The 23,771-nt window shown below is 63.5% G+C and carries 27 protein-coding genes; 10 read left to right on the forward strand and 17 right to left on the reverse strand.

Features of this window, described 5'->3' with window-relative positions:
- Positions 1 to 101 precede the first annotated feature (101 nt).
- Together LB519_RS11545 and ykgO are read right to left on the reverse strand one after the other, a co-directional pair.
- Positions 102 to 707 carry a tetratricopeptide repeat protein gene (locus LB519_RS11545; RefSeq protein WP_224620058.1) on the reverse strand — a complete coding sequence of 202 codons (606 nt, stop codon included), beginning with the start codon at positions 705 to 707 and terminating at the stop codon, positions 102 to 104.
- Between the two features lie 112 nt (positions 708 to 819).
- A complete protein-coding gene (gene ykgO / locus LB519_RS11550) occupies positions 820 to 945 on the reverse strand; it encodes a type B 50S ribosomal protein L36 (protein ID WP_006203764.1) in 126 nt (41 codons plus the stop codon).
- 240 nt (positions 946 to 1,185) lie between these two features.
- On the opposite strand from ykgO, the gene LB519_RS11555 reads away from it, so the two are divergent.
- Positions 1,186 to 1,608 carry a lysozyme inhibitor LprI family protein gene (locus LB519_RS11555; protein WP_224620060.1) on the forward strand — a complete coding sequence of 141 codons (423 nt, stop codon included), beginning with the start codon at positions 1,186 to 1,188 and terminating at the stop codon, positions 1,606 to 1,608.
- Positions 1,609 to 1,614: 6 nt separating this feature from the next.
- On the opposite strand, the gene LB519_RS11560 is transcribed toward LB519_RS11555, so the two are convergent.
- The 9 genes from LB519_RS11560 to LB519_RS11600 form a co-directional block, all read right to left on the reverse strand.
- The gene (locus tag LB519_RS11560; RefSeq protein ID WP_224620062.1) at positions 1,615 to 2,694 is read right to left on the reverse strand and encodes a 5-(carboxyamino)imidazole ribonucleotide synthase; all 1,080 of its coding nucleotides are present in this window, start codon (positions 2,692 to 2,694) and stop codon (positions 1,615 to 1,617) included.
- Complete coding sequence (gene purE, locus LB519_RS11565; RefSeq protein ID WP_063169171.1) at positions 2,691 to 3,188, reverse strand: 5-(carboxyamino)imidazole ribonucleotide mutase; 498 nt, start codon at positions 3,186 to 3,188, stop codon at positions 2,691 to 2,693. The genes LB519_RS11560 and purE overlap by 4 nt, the downstream gene beginning before the upstream one ends.
- 102 nt (positions 3,189 to 3,290) lie before the next feature.
- Positions 3,291 to 4,184 carry a ribokinase gene (locus tag LB519_RS11570; protein WP_224620064.1) on the reverse strand — a complete coding sequence of 298 codons (894 nt, stop codon included), beginning with the start codon at positions 4,182 to 4,184 and terminating at the stop codon, positions 3,291 to 3,293.
- Complete coding sequence (locus LB519_RS11575) at positions 4,181 to 5,056, reverse strand: MurR/RpiR family transcriptional regulator (RefSeq protein ID WP_224620066.1); 876 nt, start codon at positions 5,054 to 5,056, stop codon at positions 4,181 to 4,183. Before LB519_RS11575 ends, LB519_RS11570 begins: the two co-directional genes overlap by 4 nt.
- A complete protein-coding gene (locus LB519_RS11580; RefSeq protein WP_013529212.1) occupies positions 5,053 to 6,021 on the reverse strand; it encodes an ABC transporter permease in 969 nt (322 codons plus the stop codon). Before LB519_RS11580 ends, LB519_RS11575 begins: the two co-directional genes overlap by 4 nt.
- A gap of 12 nt (positions 6,022 to 6,033) precedes the next feature.
- A complete protein-coding gene (locus LB519_RS11585; RefSeq protein WP_027162481.1) occupies positions 6,034 to 7,548 on the reverse strand; it encodes a sugar ABC transporter ATP-binding protein in 1,515 nt (504 codons plus the stop codon).
- Positions 7,549 to 7,616: 68 nt separating this feature from the next.
- Positions 7,617 to 8,669 (reverse strand): substrate-binding domain-containing protein, encoded by a 1,053-nt coding sequence (locus tag LB519_RS11590; protein WP_024502965.1) that lies wholly within the window; start codon positions 8,667 to 8,669, stop codon positions 7,617 to 7,619.
- A 41-nt stretch (positions 8,670 to 8,710) separates the two neighbouring features.
- Positions 8,711 to 9,700, reverse strand: a complete 990-nt coding sequence (locus LB519_RS11595; RefSeq protein WP_127369939.1) for a TIM barrel protein — start codon at positions 9,698 to 9,700, stop codon at positions 8,711 to 8,713.
- 365 nt (positions 9,701 to 10,065) lie between these two features.
- Entirely contained in the window at positions 10,066 to 10,269 is a 204-nt protein-coding gene (locus LB519_RS11600) for a YdcH family protein (RefSeq protein ID WP_013529216.1), read from the reverse strand.
- A gap of 239 nt (positions 10,270 to 10,508) precedes the next feature.
- Here LB519_RS11600 and LB519_RS11605 point away from each other — a divergent pair, with 239 nt between their 5' ends.
- The 5 genes from LB519_RS11605 to LB519_RS11625 all read left to right on the forward strand — a co-directional run bounded on the left by LB519_RS11605 (position 10,509) and on the right by LB519_RS11625 (position 14,826).
- Positions 10,509 to 10,688, forward strand: a complete 180-nt coding sequence (locus tag LB519_RS11605) for a YdcH family protein (RefSeq protein ID WP_013529217.1) — start codon at positions 10,509 to 10,511, stop codon at positions 10,686 to 10,688.
- 334 nt (positions 10,689 to 11,022) lie between these two features.
- Positions 11,023 to 12,276 carry a flavodoxin-dependent (E)-4-hydroxy-3-methylbut-2-enyl-diphosphate synthase gene (gene ispG / locus LB519_RS11610; protein WP_024502967.1) on the forward strand — a complete coding sequence of 418 codons (1,254 nt, stop codon included), beginning with the start codon at positions 11,023 to 11,025 and terminating at the stop codon, positions 12,274 to 12,276.
- Positions 12,277 to 12,281: 5 nt separating this feature from the next.
- Entirely contained in the window at positions 12,282 to 13,136 is an 855-nt protein-coding gene (locus LB519_RS11615; protein WP_013529219.1) for a lytic transglycosylase domain-containing protein, read from the forward strand.
- Positions 13,137 to 13,223: 87 nt separating this feature from the next.
- Positions 13,224 to 14,039: a Stf0 family sulfotransferase gene (locus LB519_RS11620; protein WP_224620067.1), complete on the forward strand. Its 816-nt coding sequence runs from the start codon at positions 13,224 to 13,226 to the stop codon at positions 14,037 to 14,039.
- Between the two features lie 46 nt (positions 14,040 to 14,085).
- Positions 14,086 to 14,826, forward strand: a complete 741-nt coding sequence (locus LB519_RS11625; protein ID WP_224620078.1) for a class I SAM-dependent methyltransferase — start codon at positions 14,086 to 14,088, stop codon at positions 14,824 to 14,826.
- Between the two features lie 26 nt (positions 14,827 to 14,852).
- Here LB519_RS11625 and LB519_RS11630 read toward each other — a convergent pair whose 3' ends face one another.
- The 3 genes from LB519_RS11630 to LB519_RS11640 form a co-directional block, all read right to left on the reverse strand.
- Positions 14,853 to 17,192 (reverse strand): response regulator, encoded by a 2,340-nt coding sequence (locus LB519_RS11630; RefSeq protein ID WP_224620080.1) that lies wholly within the window; start codon positions 17,190 to 17,192, stop codon positions 14,853 to 14,855.
- 114 nt (positions 17,193 to 17,306) lie between these two features.
- On the reverse strand, positions 17,307 to 18,113 hold the full coding sequence (locus LB519_RS11635) for a class I SAM-dependent methyltransferase (RefSeq protein WP_127365714.1): 807 nt from the start codon (positions 18,111 to 18,113) through the stop codon (positions 17,307 to 17,309).
- A gap of 146 nt (positions 18,114 to 18,259) precedes the next feature.
- Entirely contained in the window at positions 18,260 to 19,177 is a 918-nt protein-coding gene (locus LB519_RS11640) for a polyprenyl synthetase family protein (protein ID WP_027162476.1), read from the reverse strand.
- Between the two features lie 222 nt (positions 19,178 to 19,399).
- On the opposite strand from LB519_RS11640, the gene LB519_RS11645 reads away from it, so the two are divergent.
- From LB519_RS11645 to LB519_RS11655, 3 genes are all read left to right on the forward strand, one after another.
- The gene (locus tag LB519_RS11645; protein ID WP_013529225.1) at positions 19,400 to 20,161 is read left to right on the forward strand and encodes a transglycosylase domain-containing protein; all 762 of its coding nucleotides are present in this window, start codon (positions 19,400 to 19,402) and stop codon (positions 20,159 to 20,161) included.
- A gap of 140 nt (positions 20,162 to 20,301) precedes the next feature.
- On the forward strand, positions 20,302 to 20,484 hold the full coding sequence (gene rpmF, locus LB519_RS11650; protein WP_008834724.1) for a 50S ribosomal protein L32: 183 nt from the start codon (positions 20,302 to 20,304) through the stop codon (positions 20,482 to 20,484).
- Positions 20,485 to 20,717: 233 nt separating this feature from the next.
- Positions 20,718 to 21,119, forward strand: coding sequence for a hypothetical protein (locus LB519_RS11655; protein ID WP_013529226.1), 402 nt, complete (start codon positions 20,718 to 20,720; stop codon positions 21,117 to 21,119).
- A 263-nt stretch (positions 21,120 to 21,382) separates the two neighbouring features.
- Here the strand turns inward: LB519_RS11655 and LB519_RS11660 are convergent, their stop codons facing one another.
- The 3 genes from LB519_RS11660 to LB519_RS11670 form a co-directional block, all read right to left on the reverse strand.
- Positions 21,383 to 21,814 (reverse strand): GlcG/HbpS family heme-binding protein, encoded by a 432-nt coding sequence (locus LB519_RS11660; protein ID WP_063169165.1) that lies wholly within the window; start codon positions 21,812 to 21,814, stop codon positions 21,383 to 21,385.
- A gap of 164 nt (positions 21,815 to 21,978) precedes the next feature.
- Complete coding sequence (locus LB519_RS11665) at positions 21,979 to 22,212, reverse strand: hypothetical protein (RefSeq protein ID WP_013529228.1); 234 nt, start codon at positions 22,210 to 22,212, stop codon at positions 21,979 to 21,981.
- A 77-nt stretch (positions 22,213 to 22,289) separates the two neighbouring features.
- A complete protein-coding gene (locus tag LB519_RS11670) occupies positions 22,290 to 22,811 on the reverse strand; it encodes a winged helix-turn-helix transcriptional regulator (protein ID WP_024502975.1) in 522 nt (173 codons plus the stop codon).
- A 98-nt stretch (positions 22,812 to 22,909) separates the two neighbouring features.
- Between LB519_RS11670 and LB519_RS11675 the strand changes: the two genes are divergently transcribed.
- Positions 22,910 to 23,746, forward strand: coding sequence for an alpha/beta fold hydrolase (locus tag LB519_RS11675; RefSeq protein WP_224620084.1), 837 nt, complete (start codon positions 22,910 to 22,912; stop codon positions 23,744 to 23,746).
- Positions 23,747 to 23,771: the final 25 nt, after the last annotated feature.

Below are 23,771 nucleotides of genomic sequence, written 5' to 3' on the forward strand. Positions count from 1 at the left end.
GGAGTAGGGGAGTAGGGGAGTAGGGGAGTAGGGTGTGTGTTCCGCAGGTGCGATCTGCCCCTACTGTCTTACTGCCCTATTCCCTTACTCCCCTAGAGCAATCAAATGCCTTCACCGGCAAGTTCCTCCGAAATCGTGCCGACCTGGTCCTGGGCGCTGCGCATCATCGGATAGATGGCCAGCACCTTTTGCCAGGCCTCGAGCGCCGATTGCTTGTGGCCGGTCAACGCCATGATCTGCGCCAGGCCGGACAGCGCACCGAAATGGCGCGGCTCGAGCTGCAGCGTATGGTCGATGTCGGACATCGACTTGCCGTAGTTCTTCATCATGAAATGGACGGTGGCGCGCCGGTTCCAGCCCTCGGCATAAGTAGGCTGCAAAGTCACCACCTGGTCGAGGAAATCGAGCGCGACGTCGAACTTCTGGCCCTCGACGGCTTTTTGCGACCATTGCATCATCAGGTCGATCGAGGCGCTGCCGGATTGCGACCACTCGCTCCAGATGTTGCCGGCGATGCGCTCCGCCGCCTTTTCGTTGCGTTCGCGTTTCAAGTCGCTGAACAGCTGATCGAGGCGGGCTTGTTTCGTCGTTGGGACGGGCGGCGCATCCTGAGTGGACGGCGGCGCGACAGCACCATCCGCCCATGCCGGGCCATAAATGACGCCGGAAACAAGCAGAGATGTCAAAAATGCAAAAAGAATCCGCATCGCCGGACTCTAGTCCCGGGCGAGAGAACGTCAAACTGAATTTGGCGTGAAAAGGCCGGCAGGCGGCGACAAGCATCAAATGGGCGGAGGCGACAGCCTCCTGCCCGAAAACTCAGCCCTGACGTGCCTTGTAGCGCGGGGCGGTCTTGTTGATGATGTAGATGCGGCCCTTGCGGCGAACCAGCTGGTTGTCGCGGTGACGCGCCTTCAGCGCCTTGAGCGAATTCTTGATCTTCATGGTCTTGCCTGTCGGTGTGGACCCGGTTGGGTCGAAATTTTAAGGCGCGCCAGAAGACGCGCCTTTGAACTGTGGGTGGCTCATAAACGAGGAGCCTTGTCCCTGTCAACCGCAAGCGTGCTCCATAGCGGCTGTGAATCATCCCTGTCATCAATTATCCGCCATGTCGGCCTTGCGGCATTGCGCGGCCCTGGGCCGGCTGGGATGATGCGGTCGCCGTGAAATGATTTGGAGACGACTATGCGCCGGATGTTCCTGGCCGCCTGCCTTGTCCTGCTGGCGGCAGCTTCGGTTGCGCGCGCGCAGGAATGCGATCGCAGCGACGACAGCCAGCAAATGATGAACATCTGTGCCGGCGAGGACTACCAGGCGGCCGACGCCAGGCTCAACACGGCCTATCAGAACCTCACCAGCTCGGACGATGCCAACGGCAAGAGATTGCTGCAGGTGGCGCAACGCGCCTGGATCACTTTTCGCGATGCCGAGTGCGCGCATTCCACCGCCGCCAGCGAAGGCGGATCGATCCATTCGATGGAAGTTTCGCAATGCCTGACCAGATTGACCAATGACCGCGTCAAGCAGCTCGCTGCCGCGGCCAATTGCGAGGAAGGCGATGGGAGTTGCGCCAATCCAGGGCAGGACGAGAGCGACGACGCGCAGTAGGCAACCTTATGAGGCGCGACGTCTGATCCGAGTGAAATGACCCATCTTGCGGCCGGGCCGCGCTTCGGCCTTGCCGTAGAGATGCAGCATCAGATCGGGCTCGGCGAGAAGCTCCGGGACGCGTATCACATCGTCGCCGATCAGGTTTTCCATCACGCAGTCGGAATGGCGGTCCGGGCCGCCGAGCGGCAGGCCGGCGATGGCGCGGATATGCTGCTCGAACTGCGAAACGACACAGGCGGCTTCCGTCCAATGGCCGGAATTGTGCACGCGCGGCGCGATCTCGTTGGCCAGCAGCGAGCCATCGGCCAGCACGAAGAACTCGACGCCGATGATACCGACATAGTCGAGCGCCGCAAGGATCTTCGATGCGGCCGTTCGGGCTGCTTGCGCCGTCTCCGGCATAATGGCGGCCGGCAAGGTCGATGTGTGGAGAATGCCGTTGCGATGGATATTCTCGGCTGGATCGTAGGCGACAACCGCACCGTCCAGCCCACGCGCCGCGATCACCGATATCTCGCGCTCGAACGGCACGAAGGACTCCAGAATCAGCGGCACATTGCCCATCGCCTCGCATGTGCCGGCAAAACCGCCGGCTTCCATGTTGCGGAAGACGCGCTGGCCCTTGCCGTCATATCCCATGCGCCGGGTCTTCAGGATGCCGCTGCCGTCGAATGCTTTCAGCGCCGCCGCCAGCTCGTCATCATTGTCGACGGCGTGGAAATCGGCGGTGGCAATGCCGATGCCGTTGAGGAATGTTTTTTCGTCCACCCGGTCCTGCGCCACTTCCAACGCACGCGCCGGCGGATAGACCGGAACCTTGGCCGCCAGCGCGCTGGCCGCTGCGACCGGGACGTTCTCGAACTCGTAGGTGATGACGGAACTCGACGCTGCCAGTTCGGCAAGGGCGGCCGGGTCGTCATAGGCGGCTGTTATCTGCCGGTTGGCGACCTGTGCGGCCGGGCAATCCGCTTGCGGCTCCAGCACCACGGTGCGGTAGCCGAGGCGGGCGGCAGCAACAGCCAGCATGCGGCCGAGCTGGCCGCCGCCAATGATGCCGATGGTCGATCCGGCGGACAGGCTCACGGCGTATCCGTCGGTTCAGCCGCGACCTTGGCAGTCTGCGCCGCGCGCCAGGCATCCAGACGGACGGCAAGGCTGTCATCGTTCAGGGCCAGCACGGCGGCGGCCAAAAGGGCTGCGTTGGCGGCCCCAGCCTTGCCTATGGCCAGCGTTCCAACGGGAATGCCGGCTGGCATCTGGACGATGGACAGCAGCGAATCCTGCCCGGAAAGCGCTTTCGATTCCACCGGCACGCCGAACACCGGCAATGGCGTCATCGCCGCCGTCATGCCGGGCAGGTGTGCTGCACCGCCGGCGCCGGCGATGATCACCTGATAACCGGCCGCCTTGGCGCCCTTGGCGAAATCATAGAGCCGGTCCGGTGTGCGGTGCGCGGAGATGATGAGCCGCTTGTGCGGGATGCCAAGTGCTTCCAGCGTTTCGGCGGCATGGCGCATCGTCGCCCAGTCGGACTGGCTGCCCATGATGATGGCGACGTCGGCGCGTTGATCGTCCAAGTCCGTGTTCCCCGGCGACAAAGGCGCGCCTTAGCGGAATTCGCACGAGGCCGCAAGGATAGGCGGCCGCTGCTGCGGTCTGGCAAGACGGAAACCAGCCGGTCAGATGCCGTCGCGCTCGGCCTCTGGCGTCGAGACCAGCAAGGCCGAAGCCGCGTTGGCGGCGGTGATGGCCACCCGCATGGTCTGCCCACGGGCAAGTCCCGCGGCCAGCGCGCCAACGAATTCATCGCCGGCGCCATGCGTGCTGGCGACCTTGACCGGAATGGCGGACAGCGCAAAGGCCTCGCCGCTCCGATCGCAACAGGCGACACCTTCGCCGCCCGCCGTGACAATTGCCACCGGATAGAGATCGGCCAATAGCCGTGCGGCTTGCGCGGCCCCGTCGAGTGTCTCGACCACTGCCGTGCCAGCCAGGAATTCCGCCTCGATGGCGTTGACCGCCAATATGTCGACCAGGGCGATCAACTCCTCGGAGAGTTTGCGCGCGGGGGCCGCGTTGAGCACGACGCGACCGCCCCGTGCCTTGACTGCGCGTGCGGCGGCAATGTTGGCGGCTTCCGGCACTTCGTTCTGCAGCAGGAGCACCGCCGTCTGTCCCACCACATCGGAAGCAGAGGCAATGTCGGCATGGCCCAGTGTCAGATTGCTGCCCGAGACGATCACCGCGCCATAGTCGCCGCCTGCGTCGAAGATCGCCACGCTCATGCCGGAGCCGACGCCAGCGGCCACCCGCACGAAGCGGCGGTCGACCTTGGCGCGATCGAGATTGGCCAGCACCGCCCGCCCGAAATCATCGTCGCCGACGGCGCCGATCATCGCCGCATACACACCGGCCCGCGCCGCCGAGACGGCCTGGTTGCCGCCCTTGCCACCGCATTTGGGGTGCCAGGCATGGCCGGTCACCGTCTCGCCCTTGCGCGGGCGGCCGGGGGCGTCGACCATAATGTCGTAATGCAGGCTGCCGAACACGGTCACCAGCGGCGTTGTCGTCATGAGCCCCGGTCTTTTCGTTTCGATGTCACCGCCGACATAGTGCGGCCGAGATTGCGCTCCGCCGCCTGATAGTCGCGCTGCGCCACCGCGACGAACAACGCGTCGAGAATGTTGAGCTGGGCAATGCGGGCCGCTGCGTTCTCGCCCATCAGCGGCGAGCCCTGCGCGGTCGAGCACAGAACGATATCGGCGACGGCGGCCAAGGGCGAGTTGTCGTAATTGGTGATGGCCAGCGTGCGGGCACCGTTCTTGCGGGCCAACTGGATGGCGTCGATAACGGCCGACGTGTTGCCCGAATGCGAGAAGCCGACGGCGATGTCGTCGCCGCCGAGCAGCGAGGCCGACATCAGCATCATGTGCGAATCGTCGTAGACGGATGCGCGGATGCCGATGCGCAGGAATTTGTGCGAAACGTCGCGCGCGATCTGCGCCGAGCCGCCGACGCCATAGAAATCCCGGTTCTTGGCACGGAAGAGCAGCTCGGCGGCGCGGTCGAAATCCTCGATGTCGAGGATCGCCAGCGTCTCCTCCAGCGCCTGGATGGAGGTGCGGAACACTTTTTGCACGATCTCGGCCGAACTGTCGTCGGATGACAGTTCCTGGTGCATCTCGGCGGTCGGCAGGCGACTGTATTCATAGACGGCGGTGCGGAAGTCGCGATAGCCGGAAAAGCCGAGCTTCTTGGCGATCTTGACCACCATCGCCTCGGACACGCCGGCTTCCTCGGCGATCTGCTTCAGCGGAATGCTCTCGTCGAAGCCGCGCCGGCCGAAGACGGTTTCCACCACCTTCGCCTCCAGCGGAGTGAGATGCGGCATCATCATGCGGATGCGCGGTCCTACCGCTTTCAGGTCCAGCCCGCTCAAGGTCATCCACGCCCCCTCGTCACGCGATCGATAAGCATCGCGGCGAGGATTATAAGACCAGTTGCCAAAAGCTGATAGAAGGACTGGACGTTCATCAGCGTCAAACCGTTGCGCATGGCGCCGAGGATGACGGCGCCCAGGATGGTGCCGACGACGCTGCCCTTGCCGCCCATCAGCGAGGCGCCGCCGATGGCGGCAGCCGCGATGGCGTCGAGCTCCCAGAGATTGCCGAGGATGGGTTCGGCGGCGCCCAACCGGCCGATCAGGATCTGCGCGGCAAGCGCCGCCAGCAGGCCTGAGATCATGTAGGCGGCGATCTTGGTGCGGGCAATCGGCACGCCGGCGATGTAGGCCGCCTCCTCGTTGCCGCCGACGGCGAGCAGATATTCGCCGAAGGGCGTCTTCTTCAAAACGACCCAGGCGACGACAGCCACGCAGGCGACGATGACGACCGCCAGAGGCAGTCCGAACAGCGAACCGTTGAAGACGGCGCGAAAGCCTGGGGGCAGGCCGAGGACCGGATTGCCGCCGGTGTAGATCAGCGCCAGTGCCCGATAGGTGCTGAGCGTTCCCAACGTGACGATGAAGGGCTGCAGCCCAACATGGGCGACGAGCACGCCGTTGACGAGGCCGCAGGCAAGACCAATGGCGAAGCCGGCGGCGATGGCCAGCGGAAACGGCACGCCGGCGACCATCATAGAGGCCGAGATGACGGCCGAGAGTGCCGCCGTCGGCCCGACCGACAGGTCGATGCCGCCGGAGATGATGACCAGCGTCATGCCCAGCGCCAGACAGGCATTGATGCTCGACTGCTGCAGGATGTTGATCAGGTTGCGCTCGGCGAAGAAGCCGGGCACCAGCGCGCCGAACACGGCCAGGATCACGACAAGCCCGATCAGCGTGCCGGCGTCGCGCATGGAAACACCGCGCAGGAATTCGGCCTGGGGCCGCACCAGAGTGGCATCCGACATATCCGTCACCTACTACTGCCTTGCCGGCTGTGCGGCCGGCGTTTGCGTTTGCGGGATGGCGTGCGCCGCGATCGCCTGTTCTGAGAGATTTGCCCTATCGAGTTCGGCGGCGATGGTGCCGTCGCGCATGACCAACACGCGGTCGGCAAGCCGGATCACCTCGGGCAGTTCGGAGGAGACGACGACCACCGCATGGCCCTCGGCGGCGAGTTCCTCGATCAGATGATAGATCTCCGCCTTGGCGCCGACATCGATGCCGCGCGTCGGCTCGTCGAACAAGAGGATGCGTGTTCCCGCCGCCAGCCAGCGGCCGATGATCGCCTTCTGCTGGTTGCCGCCGCTGAACAGGCGGATCGGCCGGTCGAGCAGGAATGGGCGCAGATTGACGCGGCTCATCTTCTCGGCCGCCACCTGTTTCAACCTGGCGTGATCGATGAGGCCGCGCGGCGCGAACACGGCCATCGAGGCCAGCGCCATATTGCTGGTGATCGAGCGCAGCGGCACGATGCCTTCGCGTTTGCGCTCCTCCGGCACCAGTCCGACGCCGGCGGCAATCGCGTCACGCGGGCTGAAGAACCGTGCCGCCTTGCCGTCGATTGCAATCGTCCCGGCCGTGGCGCGATCGGCGCCGGCCAAGAGCCGCAGCAGTTCAGTGCGGCCGGAACCGACCAGGCCGGCAATGCCCAGCACCTCGCCGCGATGCAGATCGAACGACACGTTGCGCACCTTCGTCGCCGAGGAGAGGCCACGCGCGCTCAGCATGACCTTGTTCGTGGCATGGGAATTATGCTGCTCCTGCGCCAGTTCGCGGCCGACCATCATCGCCACGACCGCTTTCTCCGACAGGTCGTTCAGATCGACGGAATCGACGACGACGCCATCGCGCATGATGGTGGCGCGCCGGCAGATGCCGAACACCTCGTCCAGCTTGTGCGAGACATAGACGACGGCGACGCCGTCGCGGGCGAGGCCGGTGATGACTTGCGCCAGCCGTTCGAATTCGCTCGGCGTCAGGCTCGATGTCGGCTCGTCCATGGCAACGATGCGGGCGCGATCGAGCAGCGCGCGGGCGATCTCGACAATCTGCCGCTGCGCCACCTTCAGGGTACCGAGGGGTGCAGCCGGATCGATGGAGGGATCGATGGCCGCAAGAGCCTCCGCAGCACGGCGCTCCTGTTCGCGCCGAGCGACGAAGATGGCGCCGCGCGTCAGCGGATGGCCTAGGAACATGTTCTGGGCGACGCTAAGGCGTGGTACCTGCTGCAATTCCTGATGGATCATGGCGACGCCCGCAGCGCGTGCGGCGACCGGGTTGGCGAGTGTAACCGGCTTGCCGTCGATGAGGACGCTTCCCGCTGTCGGCGTGTGGACGCCAGACAGGATGCGCAGCAGCGTCGACTTGCCGGCGCCATTTTCCCCGAGCAGGCCGTGGATTTCACCGGCACCTACCGAGAACGACACGCCGTCAAGCGCCCGCACGGCCGGAAACAGCTTGGAAATGCCCTGGAATTGCAGCCGGGGTGACATTGGGTTCTATCTCCGGGCAACGGTGCCGGCGGGAGCGAATTGCTCTGGCCGGCACTCGCCGATTGGCCTTACTGGCCCGCAGCCGCGTCCTCGAGCAGTGCCTTGCGCGCGCCGGCGCCGGAATAGCGGTCGGCATTGTCCTTGGTGATCAGTGCCTGGGGCGTGGCGACGACGCGGGGCAGCTTCTGTCCCGCGACAAGACGCAGAGCAGTTTCCAACGCCACTTCGCCGGTCAGCACCGGGAAACTGTCGACCGTGCCGGTCAGTTCGCCGGCCCGTATGGAGGCATAGGCGTCGGAAATGCCGTCGGTGCCGAAGACCGCAACCTTGTCCTGCAGGCCGGCGGCCTTGACTGCCTCGACGATGCCGAGCGCCATGCCGTCATTGTTGGCATAAAAGCCGATCAGGTCGGGGTGCTGCTGCAGGATGTTGGTGGCCGCATCATAGGAGGTCTGGCGGTCCCAGTTGCCGGGAACGCTGGCGACGACCTCGAACTTGCCTGCCTCGGTGATGGTCGACTTGAAGCCGTCGGTGCGCTGCACGGCGGCATAGACGCCAGCCTGGCCTTCGACGATGGCGACCTTGCCGCCATCCGGACGGTTCTTGATGAACCATTTGGCGACGCGCACGCCATTGTCGCGCTGGACATTGCCGACATAATGTTCGGCCTGCGGGATGACGGCGTCATTGACGTTGACCACCGGCACGTTGGCGGCCTTGGCTTGCTCCATGATCGGCTGCAGATTGGCATCCGTTTGCGGCGAGACGAGCAGCACGTTGTAGCCCTGGGTCACCAGGCCTTCGGCAATGGTGAGCTGGCCGAGCTGGTCGCCCTCGCTTTGCGCTGCCTGATAGACGACGGGAACGCCGACCTTGGCGCCGAATGCCGTGTAGCCCTCGCCCAGCGAGCGCCAGTATTCATTGGTCAGCGTCTTGGAGACGGCGCCTGCCTTGGTGCCTTCGGGCAGCTTGGGGAACGCGCCGAATTTGGCCTCGACCTGCGACCAGTCGATGCGGTCCTTTTCCGTGTCGGAATTGAGCGGCGCGAGGTCGGCCGAAAAGGCAGAGCCGATCGACAGCGCCATCAGTGCGGCGGTAGCAGTGGCAAGCAGAAGTTTCATTGTATTCCTCCCTTGTTGAAAACGATAATGGTGCGGATGCCTCAGCTATCCGGCCCGAGCATGATTTCCTGGATGATGGCCTGCGACGTCACCGCATCCTGGCTGTCCATGGCGGCGGACAGGCGATTGTCCTGCTCCAGCCGGTCGACGACGCGCAGCATGCGCTTGACGGTGGCGATGTTGACTTCGCACTCGCGCACCGGATCGAGCCCGGTCATGTCGGGGAACGTGTCGAAATAGATGGCGCCGGCGTAACCGTCGCGGCGAATCTGCCTGAGCAGCTCGATGGTCTGCAGCGTGTGCACCGCGCCGACCATCAGGCCGTCGTCGCGCTTGGCGTAGCCGTCGTTCAGATGCACGCCGAGCAGCTTGCTGTGGCGCGCCACCAGGGCCGCGGCAAAGGCCGGCTGTTCGTCAGCATAGAGCACATGGGCGAAATCGAGGGTGACGCCCAGATTGGGCAGGCCGACATCGCGGATCGCCAGCAAGGTCGTCGCCGCATCCGGCATCAGGCTGTAGGAGCGTGGTTCGTTCGGTTTGTACTCAAGGCTGATCTGACAGTCGGGATCATGCGCGGCTACTTCACGAATCCCCTCGATTTCGTGTTGCCAAAGCGTCACATAGTCGGCCTGGAAGGCGTAGTCGAAGCCATCCTGGCCGAGCCACAGCGTCATCAGGCTGGCGCCGGCCTCACGCACGGCATCGATGCCGGCTTTGGTCAGGTCGATGGCCTCGCGGCGCACCGCCGGATCCGGATTGGTGAAGGCGCCGAGCTTGAAGGCGGGGTTGGAGTAGTAGCGCATGGCAAAGCCATTGATAGAAAGCCCGAGATCGCTCAGTTTGAGGGCGATTTCCGCAGGCTTTTCAGTGACATGGTCGGGAAAGTTGAGGTCGAGATCGGTAAGCCCGCCGACCTTGGCGGCGCGCGCCGCCATCTGCAGCAGCGACGGCTTGCCGGTAAGATCAGGCCATTCGGCCTGCGGCCGCGAGGCAAAGGAATTTAGGCGCGTGGCGAAACGAGTGGCTGTCATGGTCGATCCTTCAATCGTCATGACTTCACATAAATACAAATATTTGTAAAGTTATTGTTTTTGAGGGGCGGGCGGTGATCTGTGTCGACGGCCGGGGCTGAGCCGCGCGAAGGCGCAGGTTTCCCAGCGGCGTCGCCGGACAATCCGTCAGAACGGTGGGATCACTGACCGAGAGCGTGCGACGAAGCCGTCGAGTTCGAGGTGCTCCATGTGCGAGATCGCCCGGCAGGACGCGCCGTCGCGGCTAGTGCACCGGCGAAAAAGAGCCCAACGATTGACCGGCCAAAGGCACCGTCACACGACCGCGCAGGGAGATGCAGATCGCCGCTGCCTGGCGCTCGATCAGCGTCAGCACTTCACATCGTTCAAGCAATGATGTCGGGAATGATCTTGTCTTCCAGCGCCATCAGCCGGTCCTTGAGGAACAGCTTCTTCTTCTTCATGCGCTGGATCTGCAGCGGATCGCAGGCCATGGCGATCATCGCGTTGATGGCTGCATCGAAATCGGCGTGTTCCTGCTTCAGGCGGGAAAATTCGAGGCGAATATCGGCCTGTTCCTGATCGGACATTCTCTACCGTCTGCACGTCTGCGGCGCCCAAAGCTGGGCCTGATTGGGCGGGGCCGGGTGTTTTGTCACCGGCGTGCAGCCCATATCACATTTCACAGTGTCGTGGAATGCTACCACGGATCATTCGACATCGCCCGCGGAAGGTGACACACTGTCACCGTGCCGTCACAGAAGCGAACCTGCGGTGGACGCGCCGTGACGGTTGCAATCGAGGAAAACCATGAAAGGGAGAACCAATCATGTCTCTTGCATCCCATCTTGATGAGTTGCAGCGGAAACACGGCGACATCGAACGTGAAATCGATGACGCGATGAATCATCCATCGGTCGACGACCTCGAAATCGTGAATCTTAAGCGACGCAAGCTGGCACTCAAGGACGAGATTGAAAAACTAAGAGGAAAACCGACCACGCATTGATGCCCTCCTGACATAGCCGCCCGGTATCCGCGGCCTCTTTTCCCGGCGGCTCCCCGCCGCCGGCGTGGAGGGGTTTGATTTCCCAGCACCGGTCTGTCAGCCGAAGCTGGACTTGCACCGGCTTAATATCCGCTTCGGCCGTCGCCCGTTTCGCCAGATCCTCGATTGTTTTTGGTCGTTGGCGGCGTGCCGATTCCGGCCAGTGGCGACCTGTCGCCATTGACAAGCCATCTTTGCTCCTCCACCTCATGCCCGGACCTCAGCGCATCGGCCCGGGGCGTCGTTGTGCGCCCATGCAGGACACAAGATGCTCCAGAGACAAAAGGCTGCCGGCATGACCGGATATTTTTCCTCTCCTTTCCCCCGCCGCACCTCGGTCGGCGTCGATGTGGGCGGCGTGGTCGTCGGCGGCGGCGCGCCCGTTGTCGTCCAATCGATGACCAACACCGACACGGCCGATATCGACCAGACCGTCGCGCAGGTCGCAGCACTGCACCGGGCCGGCTCCGAGATCGTGCGCATCACCGTCGATCGCGACGAGAGTGCCGCCGCCGTACCGCGCATTCATGAGCGGCTTCAGCGGCTTGGCATCAACGTGCCGCTGGTCGGCGACTTCCACTATATCGGCCACAAGCTCTTGGCCGATCACCCGGCCTGCGCCGAGGCGCTGGCCAAATATCGGATCAACCCCGGCAATGTCGGCTTCAAGGACAAGAAGGACCGGCAGTTCGCCGACATCGTCGAGATGGCGATCAGGCATGACAAGCCGGTGCGCATCGGTGTCAACTGGGGCTCGCTCGACCAGGAGCTTTTGACCCGGCTGATGGACGACAACCAGGACAAGGGTTTTCCGCTGACGGCGCAAGAGGTGATGCGCGAGGCGATCGTGCAGTCGGCCATTCTCTCGGCCGAGATGGCGGAAGAGATCGGCCTTGGCCGCGAGAAAATCATCCTGTCGGCCAAGGTCAGCGGCGTGCAGGACCTGATTGCCGTCTATGCCGAGCTCGCCACCCGCTCCAACCATGCGCTGCATCTCGGCCTGACCGAAGCCGGCATGGGCTCGAAAGGCATCGTCGCTTCGTCGGCCGCCATGGGCATCCTGCTGCAGCAAGGCATCGGCGACACCATCCGCATCTCGCTGACGCCGGAGCCGAATGGCGACCGCACGCGCGAGGTGCAGGTTTCGCAGGAATTGCTGCAGACGATGGGGTTCAGGCAGTTCGTGCCGATCGTCGCCGCGTGTCCCGGCTGCGGCCGCACGACCTCGACCGTGTTCCAGGAGCTCGCTCAGAACATCCAGGCAGATCTCAGGAAGAACATGCCGGTGTGGCGCGACAAATATCCCGGCGTCGAGAACCTCAAGGTCGCGGTGATGGGTTGCATCGTCAACGGCCCGGGCGAGTCCAAGCATGCCGATATCGGCATTTCGCTGCCCGGCACCGGCGAGACGCCGACGGCGCCTGTCTTCGTCGACGGCAAGAAGGCGGCGACGCTGCGCGGACCGTCGATCGCGGCGGATTTCGAGAAAATGGTCGCCGACTATATCGAACAGCGGTTCGGTCGCGGCGGCAAGGCCGCGGCAGAGTAGGTCAAATGCAGCGTTTCCTGTGGGCGACGCTGGTCCTGCTGTGTGGGCTAGTCTGGTCGACACTGGCTCAGGCCGATCCGCCGCAATCCGCCAAGCAACGGCTTATCGACAAGGTCTGCAACCTGATCCAGGCGCATGCCGACCAGAATGGTTTGCCCAGGGATTTCTTCGCCCGGCTGATCTGGAAGGAGAGCCGTTTCGATCCCAACGCCGTCAGTCCCGTCGGCGCCGAAGGCATTGCCCAGTTCATGCCGGGAACCGCCAAGATGCGCGGGCTTGCCAATTCCTTCGACATCAATCAGGCGATCCCGGCTTCGGCGAAATATCTCGCCGAAATGAAAACCGGCTACGGCAATCTCGGCCTGGCGGCCGCCGCCTACAATGCCGGCGAGAGCCGGGTGTCGCGCTGGCTCAGTTCCGGCGGTTTCCTGCCGATGGAAACCGAAAGCTATGTCTTCGACATCATGGGCGAACCAGCCGACAAGTTCACCGACCGAGCCTATGCCGGAAGGGTCGAACCGCTCGACGCTAAGGCGGATTTTGCCGTCGCTTGCCGAAAACTGCCGGTGATCATGTCGCGGACCGTGGCGATGGCCTCGATCAACGTAAAGCCGTGGGGCATCCAGGTGGCCGGCAATTTCCGCCGCAGTGCCGCGATCAACCAGTGGCTCAGGGTAAGGAGCCGGTTCCCGGCCCTGCTCAATGGGCACGATCCAGTGGTCAGCCGGGTGCGCACGCCGATCGGCCGGCGGGGTATCTATGCGGTCAGGATCGGTGTCGACCACCGCGCCGATGCAAACGTCATCTGCCAGAAATTGCAAAGCATCGGTGGGGCATGCGTGGTGGTGCGCAACCGGTAATTTGACCCCTGCCGGCAGGGTATTTTGTCTGAGAGAGGCATTTAAAAAGCGACAGCCGTGGCGTCGCATCCAGCAAGGATTTCAGCTATGGCGGCGGCCATGTTACCAGGAGCGACAGCCCCTGCCTTTGACAAGCCGCGTGGGCACAACATGTTCGATGGATACATTATCTGCGGTACGCCGAGGACGGGGAGCACTTTGCTGTGCAAGCTTCTGGCGTCCACGAAGACGGCCGGTGATCCGCACTCATTCTATCGGCGCCAGGACGTGGTGGAGTGGGCCGAAGAGTGGAAGCTGCCCGATCGCGCCGCGATGAGCGAGCGCGAATTCGATGCCGCTTACCTCAATGCTACGATCGCCGCTGGCAAGGGTGGGACCGGCCTCTTCGGTCTCCGCTTGATGCGCGAAAATCTGGATGAGCTTTCGGCGATCCTCGGCCGGATTTTCCCAAAACTGCCATCCGACAGAGCACGGTTCGAAAGAGCATTCGGCAATGTTCTCTACATACACCTCTCGCGGGAGGACAAGCTTGCGCAGGCTGTCTCCCTGATCAAGGCAGAGCAGACCGGTCTTTGGCATATCGCTCCCGACGGCACCGAGATCGAAAGGGTCGCACCGCCGAAAGAGCCCCAATATGATTTCGAGCGGATCAGGCGTGAGGTCGAGGTACTCGAGACCTATGATGCGGCATGGAACATTTGGTTCGCTGAGCAAGGCATAACCCCGCTTCGGGTTGGCTACGAGCGCCTTTCGAGCAATCCGGCGGCGACGTTGCTAGGCATCTGCGAAGTCTTGGGCGTTCAAGCACCAGACGCCGAAGATGTAAGGCCCGGCGTCGCAAAGCTCTCTGACGACACCAGCCTCGACTGGATGCGCCGCTATCGCCTCGACGCGGCCGCCTGACGCATTGATGGGCTGCAGCTGGAAATTTGGAGTATGGGCAGCGACTATGACCGACCCTATCTACAGCGATCCCGACTTCGTCCAGTTCTATGATATCGAGAATCAAAGCGGCCGTGCCGATTTTGATTACTGTATCGGTCTTGCCGTAAATCGCGGCTCGGTCCTCGATCTCGGCTGTGGCACTGGCCAACTGGCTGCCGAACTTGCCGATGGGCATAATGTCACTGGCGTTGATCCGGCATCGGCGATGCTCGACGTGGCGCGGCGCAGGGCCGGCGGCGACAGGGTCGACTGGGTCGAGGCCGACGCGCGAACTGTTCGGCTCGGGCGGCGTTTCGACCTGGTCCTGCTCACCGGGCATGCGTTCCAGGTTTTCCTGACAGGCGAGGATCAGATGGCGGTGCTGGGCACCATCGCCGAGCATCTCGCTCCCGGCGGGCTCTTCATTTTCGACACACGAAATCCCGCCGAGGAGGAATGGCTGGAATGGACACCGCAGCGCTCCGAACGGGCAGTTACGCATCCCGGCCTCGGCACGGTCAAAGCCTGGTATGATGCCGAACACGATGCCGCTACCGGCATCGTCACCTACTCGACCTTCTATGACATTCCGGGCGGTAGACCTGTTCTGGGCGCCGAATCCAAGATCGCGTTCCCCAAGAAGGAAGATCTTGCGGGGATGCTGGACGAGACTGGCCTGTTGGTCGAGCAGTGGCTGGGTGACTGGCAGGGCACACCTTATGGTGTGACCTCGCCGGAAATCATCCCGATCGGCCGGTTGCGCTGATCCGGCCTGACCAATAGGGCCGGCTTTTACGCCGTCTTGGCCACCACGGTCTCGCTGAGCCAGGTGCCGATCTTGGTGCCCAGTCGGTCGGGCGAAACGGGCTTCGGCAGATAGTCGTCCATGCCGGCTTCGATGCACTTGTCGCGATCGCCCTTCAGCGCATGCGCGGTGACGCCGATGATCGGTATATGGGTGCCCGTCGAAGTCTCCATGGCCCGGATCGCGCGGGTCGCTTCGTAGCCATTCATCTCCGGCATCGAGACGTCCATCAGGATCAGCTTGGGGCGCAGCGCCCGGTACATCTCGACCGCCGTGCGGCCGTTGCCCGCGATGCGGTAGCTCAAGCCCAACCCATTGAGGATCTGGCCGAACACCAGCTGGTTCACGTCGTTGTCCTCGGCAATCAGGATGTCGATCGGTCCGTTCGGCGTGGTTGTCGATTCCGGTGCTGCCGCGACTGGCAGCGCCGGGCCGCGGATGACGGTAAAGGCGGGCGGCGCTGCCGGGGGAGCCTGGACGATCGGTTCGCGGACAAACTGCGCCTTGCCGACCTGCGAACGGGCCTTCTGCACGACCGAAATAACGGTGCCGAGCAGGACCGCAGAGCGCGCCGGCTTCGTCAAATGCGCGGCAATGCCGAAGTCGATGATCATCTTGCCGAAATCGACCTGGTCGACCGAGGTCAGCAACACCACCGGGATGGAGGACAGCCGGCTGTCGGAAGCAATGGCTCTGGCGACGTCGGCGCCGTTCATGCCGGGCATCTGGTAGTCCAGGATGATGCAGTCAACGGCGGCGCCCAACTGAAAGGCGCGATCGAGGAAGGCCAGGCCGACGGCGCCGCTTTCGGCGGCGGCACAGTCGAAGCTCCAGCTCCTGAGCTGCTCGAGCAGGATTTCGCGGTTGACCGGATTGTCATCGATGACCAGCACGCGCGCGCCGGTGACGTCGACCGGCACGATCTCGTCGCGCGCCGCGGCCTGATGCGCGGGCAGCGGCACCGCGAACCAGAACACCGAGCCGCGGCCGATCTCGCTCTCGACGCCGATCTTGCCTGCCATCAGGTCGACGAGGCGTGCTGCGATGGCCAAGCCCAGCCCCGTGCCTTCATGACGGCGGGTGGACGAGCCGTCGACCTGCGCGAATTTTTCGAACACGTTCTGCAGTTTCTCGGCCGGTATGCCGATGCCGGTGTCCTCGACGCGGATCTTGAGCTGGACCACGTCGTTGACGATCTCGCCGCCGACATCGATCAGCACGTGACCCTTCTCGGTGAACTTCACCGCGTTGCCGAGCAGGTTGGTGATGATTTGCCGGAACCGGCCGGCGTCGCCGACGACATGGGCCGGCAGGCGCGGATCGACGCGCACGATCAGTTCGAGGTTCTTTTCGGCGACGCGCGCCGAGACCAGCGTCGCCACGTCCTCGACCGCCTCGGAAAGGCGGAAGGGAGCAGGGTCGAGGGTGAGCTGGCCAGCATTGATCTTGGAGAAATCGAGGATGTCGTTGATGATGGTGAGCAGCGCGTTGCCGGACTTCACGATAACGTCGGTGAAGGTCTTTTGGCGTGGGGTCAGATCGGTCTTGGCCAGCAGTTCGGCCATACCGAGCACACCGTTCATCGGCGTGCGGATTTCGTGGCTCATATTGGCCAGGAATTCCGATTTGGCGCGGTCGGCGGCCTCGGCCTTGAACAGGGATTCGGCGGATTCGGCAAAGGCGCGGCGGATCGCCACTTCCATCGGGCGGAAGATCCAGAAGGCGACGATGGCAAGGGCCGCGAACAGGATCCCGCTGGCCCACAACAACAGCCTGTCGCTGGAGGCATCGGCCAGATGGCGCTCATCATCCATGGCGGTGCGGACGCGAACCAGCATGGGTTGGGCGAACAGGTCATTCTGGTTGCGGATTTCGCGATAGCTCCACTCGTCGACCTTCTGCGCCACCGACATCAGGTTGAAATTGCGCACCATGTCGCGCGGCGACCAGAACAGATCGCCGTTAACTGAAGCGGATTGGAGTTCGTCGACGGTCTTGATCGACAGCCGCGGCTTGATCGCCGCAAGCTGGGCGGTCAGCGTCTCGATCTCGCCGGTCAGGCGCTCCGAATGGCCGCGCGCCGATGTGGTCAGGGCATCGCGTGTCTCCGCCCGCCAGGCGGTGCCGGTCGTCTCGGCAAAGCTGGTCGCGTTGCGCAGGTCTCGGGTGAAGATGACGAGATTGCTGCTCAGCGCATCGATGTCGCGGCGAAAGGAATTGACGCGATCAAGCGCAATCACGATGCCGGCGGAAGCCAGCGCGAAGATCAGCAACCCTGAAATATAGCGGATCCGGACCGACCGGATGAAGGACGAATATTCAGGCATGCGCAACCCCAACACATACGCACCATTTTAATGGCCGGGATTACGCTTCATTTACATTAAAATTTCGTTCGTTCGGGCAGGCGAGCCGTGCGAGCCGCCGGATGGACAGCGCGCCTAGGCCGCGTCCACGACGAGGGCGCGGATGCGGCCACTCACCGGGCCTTCCCCGAACCGTTTCCCAAGGGCATTCGCCACGTATCGCGTCACCTCCCCCAGCGAGCCACCGCGCGCCTCGATCTCGGCCCGCAAGGGCGTGCCCTGGCAATAGGCCGTGGCCGCCTCATATGGCGAGGAAGCGGCGCTGACGGCATCCAGCGGCTCTATGGTGATGTTACGGAAGCCGGCGGCATGCAGGTCGGCGCGGATGACGTCCGCATCGTGATAGCCATGCGGTGTCCTTGCCATGAAGCGAGGCGGATCGGCCGGGAAAAAATGGCCGAGCGCCCGCGTCACCTCATCGGCAAACTCGTTCTCTTCGATGGCACCCCAGACGTTGAACAGGAAGTGTCCGCCCAGCCGCATCACGCGCCGAACTTGCCCGTAGGCGCCCACCCGATCGGGGAAGAACATCGCGCCAAACTGGCAGGCCACGGCGTCGAACTGTGCGTCCTCGAAGGGCAGCGCCTGAGCATCGGCCTGCTGCCAGGTGATGCGAGGATCGTCCACCATCCGCGTGCGTGCGTGGTCGAGCATGGGCTGGTTGAGGTCGGTGACCACGATGCGCGCTTGCGCCGGCAGCTTTGCTGCGAGCGCACGTGTCACCACACCGGTGCCCGCCGCCACTTCGAGCACCGATTGCGGCCCGAGCTTCGACACCCGCTCCGCCAGATCCCGCGCATATGGCTCGAAGATCAGCGGCACCATCGCCCGGTCGTAGATCTCGGGAATGGAACCGCTGAACAGCTTGTCGGTGGTCGACATGGCATCCTCCAACTCTTATCCGCACCGCGTGCTTGCCGTGCGGATGTCAATCCTCTGCCTCGGCAGGCTTCCGCTCAAGTTCTATTTCAGAACCGGCCGGCGGGGACGTGCGTGCAATCAGCTCGATGTTCCGGCTGGCACCAACCTTAGCTGTTACGCGCCGCCACGAATGTCGCCGCTTCTTTCAGCAACTGGGCATCGTCGCCATAGGGCTCAAGCAGCGCATGCGCCTGCGCGACGAGGCCGTGCAGCTGGCCGCGTGCCCAATTTGCACCATGCAAGGCCACCAGCGTCGCCTTGCCGGCGGCGGCGTCCTTGCCGGTCGCCTTGCCCATCTGGCTGGCGTCGGCGGTCAAATCGAGCAGGTCGTCGGCAAGCTGGAAGGCAAGACCGATCGCCGAGCCGAATTCGGCCAGCCGCTCGCGGTCATCGGCCGGGGCGCCGGCGATGAGGGCGCCTGCCTCGCAGGCGAAGCGGATCAGCGCGCCGGTCTTCATCGCCTGCAGCCGGATGATGCCGGCCTCGTCCGGCGGCGTCTGTTCGGCTTCGAGATCGAGCTTCTGGCCGCCGACCATGCCGCCTGCTCCGGCGGCGCGGGCAAGCGCCAGCACCAGGGCTGCCCGCCGCTCCGCCGGCAGCGCGGTCGACTCGCCGGCAATGATGTCGAAGGCCAGCGTCAGCAGGGCGTCGCCGGCCAGGATCGCGGTTGCCTCGTCGAAGGCCTTGTGCACGGTCGGCTGGCCGCGACGCAGGTCGTCGTCGTCCATGGCGGGCAGATCGTCGTGGATCAGCGAATAGCAATGCACGCATTCAAGTGCGGCGGCGACACGCAGTGCCGCCTCGCCGTCGGCGGAAAAAAGGGCGGCGCTTTCCATGACCAGGAAGGGCCGCAGGCGCTTGCCGCCGTTCAGCACGCCATGGCGCATCGCCGCCATCAGCCGGTCCGGCCGGGCGATCTCGCCCGAAAGCGCGCGGTCGTCGAGCAGTCGCCGCAGCAGCACCTCGACGGCGGCTGCCCGCCTGATCAGCGCCATTTCGAACGCCATTTGGTCATCATTCGTCATGGCCGGGACCGGTAGCCGACACTCAGACGTTGCGCAAGAAGGCAAGCGCCATTATGCCGGAGCAGTATGAGCCCGTTCGGAAACTCTACTCCTGCGGTCATCTGAGGGCGTTTTCTGCGCTTCCGGTGCTTGCGTACTCTAATGTACGCTCCGCTCCGGTTCTCGAAAACACCGTCACATGACTCACAGGAGCGCGTTTCAAAACGAGCTCTCTGGCACGGGTTGGGCGGCTTGGCGGAACCGATCGTCGATCATGAAACCGAAAAGCTGGACATGGCGACGAGATCGCGGGGCGTAAACCGCCGTGGTCTCAAGCGCTGGGTCCGGCGCGGCATCGTCGTGGCCGCGGTGCTGGCTTTGATTCCGGTCGTGCTGACGTTTCTGTACCTGCCGTTCTTCGTGCATCCTGTCTCGACGCTGATGCTGAAGGACCTGGCGACCTTCTCCGGTTACGACCGCCGCTGGGTGTCGATCGACGACGTGTCGCCGGTGCTGGCCAATTCCGTCATCATGTCGGAGGACGGGCAGTTCTGCTTTCATCGTGGCGTCGATCTCGGCGAGCTGAGAGGCGTCGTCGACGATGCGCTGGCCGGCGAAGCGACGCGCGGCGCCTCGACCATCACCATGCAGACGGTCAAGAACCTGTATCTCTGGTCGCGGCCGCTGGGCTCGGTGCGCAAGGTGGTCGAATTGCCGCTGGCCGTCTATTTCGATGCGGTGATGTCGAAACGGCGCATCATGGAAATCTATCTCAACATCGCCGAGTGGGGGCCGGGCATCTACGGCATCGAGGCCGCGGCACAGCACCATTTCGGCGTCTCGGCAAAACAGCTGTCGCGACGGCAGGCCGCCCTGCTTGCGGTCTCTTTGCCAAATCCGATCGCCCGCAATCCGGCCAAGCCCGGGCCTGGCCTGAGGCGGCTTGCCAATCTGATCGAGCGGCGAGCCGGCCGCTCGGGCGCCTATGTCGGTTGTCTCCGCTAGCCGATCCAAAAAAATTCGCGCCAGTGCTGGCCAAAACGGCACAGGGCGTGTATAGGCACCCGACTTTCTCAGATTTAGGCCCCGACATGGCCCTTTCACGAGGGCGGGCGGGGCTTTTGACCATGTAGTGGAGCATATCCATGGCCGTTCCGAAACGTAAAACCTCTCCGTCCAAGCGCGGCATGCGCCGCTCGGCCGACGCCCTCAAAGCCCCGACCTATGTCGAGGACAAGAATTCCGGCGAAATGCGCCGTCCGCACCATATCGACCTGAAGACCGGCATGTATCGCGGTCGCCAGGTGTTGACGCCCAAGGAAAGCTGAGACCAGCCTTCCAAAGGTTTGAATTCCAAAAGGACCGGCCAGTGGCCGGTCCTTTTGCGTTTGGGGGGCGGGGTAGCGCGCATCTCGACGCGTGGGCGGCAATCGTTGCAGGCAACCGGCTGACATTGTTGTTGCGTGCGGTCTTCGACCGTGTTCAACGCTGCCATCGAAACATCTTGACGGCGTGCCTGTGGCGCATTCTACAAAGGATTGCCCCCACATGGAGACGCCAGATGTTCGGTGCCATTCCGCTGCTGATCGTGCCTTTCGTGCTCTACAATCTCGGACTGCTGGGAATATTCGGCAGCGGTGACGATCCGTGGGCAAGCGAGGTCTTCTCATTCAGCATGATGTCGGGTGGCGTGTTCTCGATGACGCTTGGCGATCTGATGGTGCTGATTGGGCTGATCTTCCTGTTCCTCGAAATGGCGAAGTCGGTGCGCACCACCAACGCCTCGATCATGGACCATCTTCTGTCGACGCTGGTCTTCGTGGCCTTCCTGGTCGAATTCCTGCTGGTGAAGGGTGCGGCCCATTCCGTCTTCTTCACGCTGATGGTCATCGCGCTGTTCGACGTGCTGGCCGGATTCGCGGTGTCGATGCGGTCGGCCAGCCGGGACATCAATTTGAATTAGGTCCCCCGGCGCGGAAGGCGGAAGTTTGACGGGCACTTGCGCTGACAGTTGGCGCAAACGCCCCTAACGTCGTCATCCCAGGGCGTAGCAAGGAGCGTAGCGACGGGCGCAGACCCCAGGGTCCAAGCCGCGACACGTGAGCGTTTCAGCGGTCCAGAATTCTGCTCCGCTGCACTCTACGGCGGATGTTACGGAATGGATCCTCGGGTCTGCGCGACGGAGCCTCGCTCCTGCTCCGCCCGTGGATGACGAAGTTCCCGACCTCACCCCGGATCGGCGGTGAAACCGGCGGCCTCGATGCCGGCGATTGCCGCGGCTTCGTCATTGTCCGACGTGTCGCCTGAAATGCCGACGGCGCCGATGATGGCACCGGCCTTGTCGCGGATCAGCACGCCGCCGACGACCGGCAGCACGCGCCCGCCCGAGACGTCCGAGATGCCGGCGACGAGATGCGGGCGCTCCTTGGCGAAGGCCTCGACTTTGCGCGAGCCCATGCCGATGGCGAGCGCACCATAGGCCTTGCCGGCCGACATTTGCCGACGCAGGAACGAGGCGCCGTCCTGGCGCTGGAAGGCGACCAGATGCCCGCCGGCGTCGAGCACCGAGACGCCGAGCGGCTTGAGCTTGAGATCGGAGCCCTTGGCAAAGGCGGTTTCGATGATTTGCCTGGCTTTTTCGAGCGGCAGTGCGGTCATGGCGGTCTCCTGTTTGAAACGCGTCGATCATCGACCGTCGGCGGGTGAGATAACATCCCGGTTCCGGTTGAAATTGCTTCGCGTGAAAAGGCGGGATGGAAAACAGCCTTCGCCGGCTCTTCCGGATAAGCGTTGCCGCTTGTATGGCTCCAGACGTGGCTGGGCTACTTCTTCTTGGCGCGGGCCGGTTTCTTGGCGGGTTCCGCCGGCGCGTTGGCGAGGTCTTCCGCTTCCTTGGCGAGACGCAGTGCCCGCAGCTTGTTGGTCTTGGCCTGGCGGGCGTCGCTCTCGGCGGCGTATTCGGCCATCGCCTTCTGGCGGACGGTTGCCGCCTCTTCCTGCTTCTTGAAGCGCAGGTCGGCGCGTGCGCGGGCAGCATCCCGAGAGTTCTCAACCAAGACCTTATCCAATCCCGTGAATTGTGATTTTCCGCTTCTTCTAGCAGAGCCGGCCCCAAAACGGGAAAATAAGTTGGTTACGCGGCCGGGCTGGCGGCGAGGGCCTTGCTGGCAACCACGGCCTCGTAGGCGGCCTGCAAGGTCGCGCGGACAGAAAGGCCAGACATTGTATCGAGCGGCATGCCGAGATGCTCGTGCCGCAACTCGTCCATGAATTTGTCCCACATAGGCTGTCCGCCCTTTTCCAGCAGTTCGGCGCGGATCGACAATTCGTCGCTGACCGGCAGCCAGACGCGGCCCCAGGCGCCGAGATGGGCCAGGATCGGAACCAGCGTGATTGCCATCTCGGTCAGGCTGTAAATCGCCTTCTGCTTGTGCGAGGGATCGTCGGCCTTGGTCAGCATGCCCAGCTCCATCAGGCGCTTCAGCCGGTCGGCGAGGATGTTGGAGGCGATGCCTTCCATCGATCCGTTGAGCAGCTCGCGAAAATGGCGCCTGCCGCCGAAGATCATGTCGCGAAGGATGATCAGGCTCCAGCGGTCGCCGAAGACTTCCAGCGACAGATTGATCGGGCACCCGGACCGGCGATCCATGCTCATGAGATTTTTCTCCAAAACCGGTTGCATTATCGTAGCAGTTTTATTATCGTGCAACCGATTGCAAACTGCAATCAGTTTTGCAGAGAGGAGACTGCGTGATGAGGACCACCGAACGCCCTGAGATTATATCCGAAGTCTTTGGCGATCCGGCGAACCCGCCGCTGTTGCTGATCATGGGAGCGATGGCCTCGATGCTGTGGTGGCCGGAGGCGTTCTGCCGGAAACTGGCCGGTGCCGGCCTGTTCGTGATCCGCTACGACAATCGCGATACCGGCCGTTCGACGAAATACAAGCCGGGAGAGCCGCCCTACACGTTCGATGATATGGCCGACGATGCAATGCATGTTCTGGACGACCACGGCATCGGCAAGGCGCATGTCGTCGGGATGTCGATGGGCGGCATGATCGCGCAGCTTGTGGCGTTGAAACATCCCTCGCGTGTCGTATCTCTGACTGTGATCAGCAGTTCGCCGGTGGGAATCGACACATCCGGCCTTCCCGGGACGACCGAAGCCTACATGGAACACTCGGCCGAGGGCGCCAAAGTCGATTGGTCGGACAGTGGTCAAGTGGTCGATTTCATCGTCAGGGATGCGCGGGCGATCGCCAGCACCACGCATCCATTCGATGCGGCGGGGATACGGGCCTTTGTCGAGCAGGATTACGACCGCTCCGGCGGCTTCCTGAGCGCGACCAACCATTTCATGCTCAAGGGCGGCGCCGCCTGGAAGGGCCGCCTGCACGAGATCGCGGCGCCGCTGCTGGTCATTCACGGCACGGCGGATCCGATCTTTCCGGTCGAACACGGCGAGGCGCTGGCCGAGACGGTCACCGGCGCAAGACTCATTCGCATCGAAGGTGGCGGCCACGAGCTGCATCCGGACGACTGGGCCGAGATGTCCGCAGCGATCATCGCGCATGTCCAAGCCGGTTGAAGCAGCATAGGCTGGTTTGACGGAC

The sequence above is a fragment of the Mesorhizobium sp. AD1-1 genome (assembly GCF_020164655.1).
Classification (GTDB): domain Bacteria; phylum Pseudomonadota; class Alphaproteobacteria; order Rhizobiales; family Rhizobiaceae; genus Mesorhizobium; species Mesorhizobium ciceri.

Bases quoted from the DNA above. Each gene is read 5' to 3' on its own strand.
- ykgO (WP_006203764.1), bottom strand. From the start codon at position 945: ATGAAGATCAAGAATTCGCTCAAGGCGCTGAAGGCGCGTCACCGCGAC.
- LB519_RS11625 (WP_224620078.1), top strand. From the start codon at position 14,086: ATGACCGACCCTATCTACAGCGATCCCGACTTCGTCCAGTTCTATGAT.
- LB519_RS11600 (WP_013529216.1), bottom strand. From the start codon at position 10,269: ATGTCCGATCAGGAACAGGCCGATATTCGCCTCGAATTTTCCCGCCTG.
- LB519_RS11670 (WP_024502975.1), bottom strand. From the start codon at position 22,811: ATGAGCATGGATCGCCGGTCCGGGTGCCCGATCAATCTGTCGCTGGAA.
- LB519_RS11620 (WP_224620067.1), top strand. From the start codon at position 13,224: ATGGCGGCGGCCATGTTACCAGGAGCGACAGCCCCTGCCTTTGACAAG.
- LB519_RS11615 (WP_013529219.1), top strand. From the start codon at position 12,282: ATGCAGCGTTTCCTGTGGGCGACGCTGGTCCTGCTGTGTGGGCTAGTC.
- LB519_RS11585 (WP_027162481.1), bottom strand. From the start codon at position 7,548: ATGTCACCCCGGCTGCAATTCCAGGGCATTTCCAAGCTGTTTCCGGCC.
- LB519_RS11655 (WP_013529226.1), top strand. From the start codon at position 20,718: ATGTTCGGTGCCATTCCGCTGCTGATCGTGCCTTTCGTGCTCTACAAT.
- LB519_RS11580 (WP_013529212.1), bottom strand. From the start codon at position 6,021: ATGTCGGATGCCACTCTGGTGCGGCCCCAGGCCGAATTCCTGCGCGGT.
- ispG (WP_024502967.1), top strand. From the start codon at position 11,023: ATGACCGGATATTTTTCCTCTCCTTTCCCCCGCCGCACCTCGGTCGGC.
- LB519_RS11555 (WP_224620060.1), top strand. From the start codon at position 1,186: ATGCGCCGGATGTTCCTGGCCGCCTGCCTTGTCCTGCTGGCGGCAGCT.
- LB519_RS11675 (WP_224620084.1), top strand. From the start codon at position 22,910: ATGAGGACCACCGAACGCCCTGAGATTATATCCGAAGTCTTTGGCGAT.
- rpmF (WP_008834724.1), top strand. From the start codon at position 20,302: ATGGCCGTTCCGAAACGTAAAACCTCTCCGTCCAAGCGCGGCATGCGC.
- LB519_RS11595 (WP_127369939.1), bottom strand. From the start codon at position 9,700: ATGACAGCCACTCGTTTCGCCACGCGCCTAAATTCCTTTGCCTCGCGG.
- LB519_RS11575 (WP_224620066.1), bottom strand. From the start codon at position 5,056: ATGACCTTGAGCGGGCTGGACCTGAAAGCGGTAGGACCGCGCATCCGC.
- LB519_RS11570 (WP_224620064.1), bottom strand. From the start codon at position 4,184: ATGACGACAACGCCGCTGGTGACCGTGTTCGGCAGCCTGCATTACGAC.
- LB519_RS11545 (WP_224620058.1), bottom strand. From the start codon at position 707: ATGCGGATTCTTTTTGCATTTTTGACATCTCTGCTTGTTTCCGGCGTC.
- LB519_RS11590 (WP_024502965.1), bottom strand. From the start codon at position 8,669: ATGAAACTTCTGCTTGCCACTGCTACCGCCGCACTGATGGCGCTGTCG.
- LB519_RS11635 (WP_127365714.1), bottom strand. From the start codon at position 18,113: ATGTCGACCACCGACAAGCTGTTCAGCGGTTCCATTCCCGAGATCTAC.
- LB519_RS11660 (WP_063169165.1), bottom strand. From the start codon at position 21,814: ATGACCGCACTGCCGCTCGAAAAAGCCAGGCAAATCATCGAAACCGCC.
- LB519_RS11630 (WP_224620080.1), bottom strand. From the start codon at position 17,192: ATGCCTGAATATTCGTCCTTCATCCGGTCGGTCCGGATCCGCTATATT.
- LB519_RS11640 (WP_027162476.1), bottom strand. From the start codon at position 19,177: ATGACGAATGATGACCAAATGGCGTTCGAAATGGCGCTGATCAGGCGG.
- LB519_RS11605 (WP_013529217.1), top strand. From the start codon at position 10,509: ATGTCTCTTGCATCCCATCTTGATGAGTTGCAGCGGAAACACGGCGAC.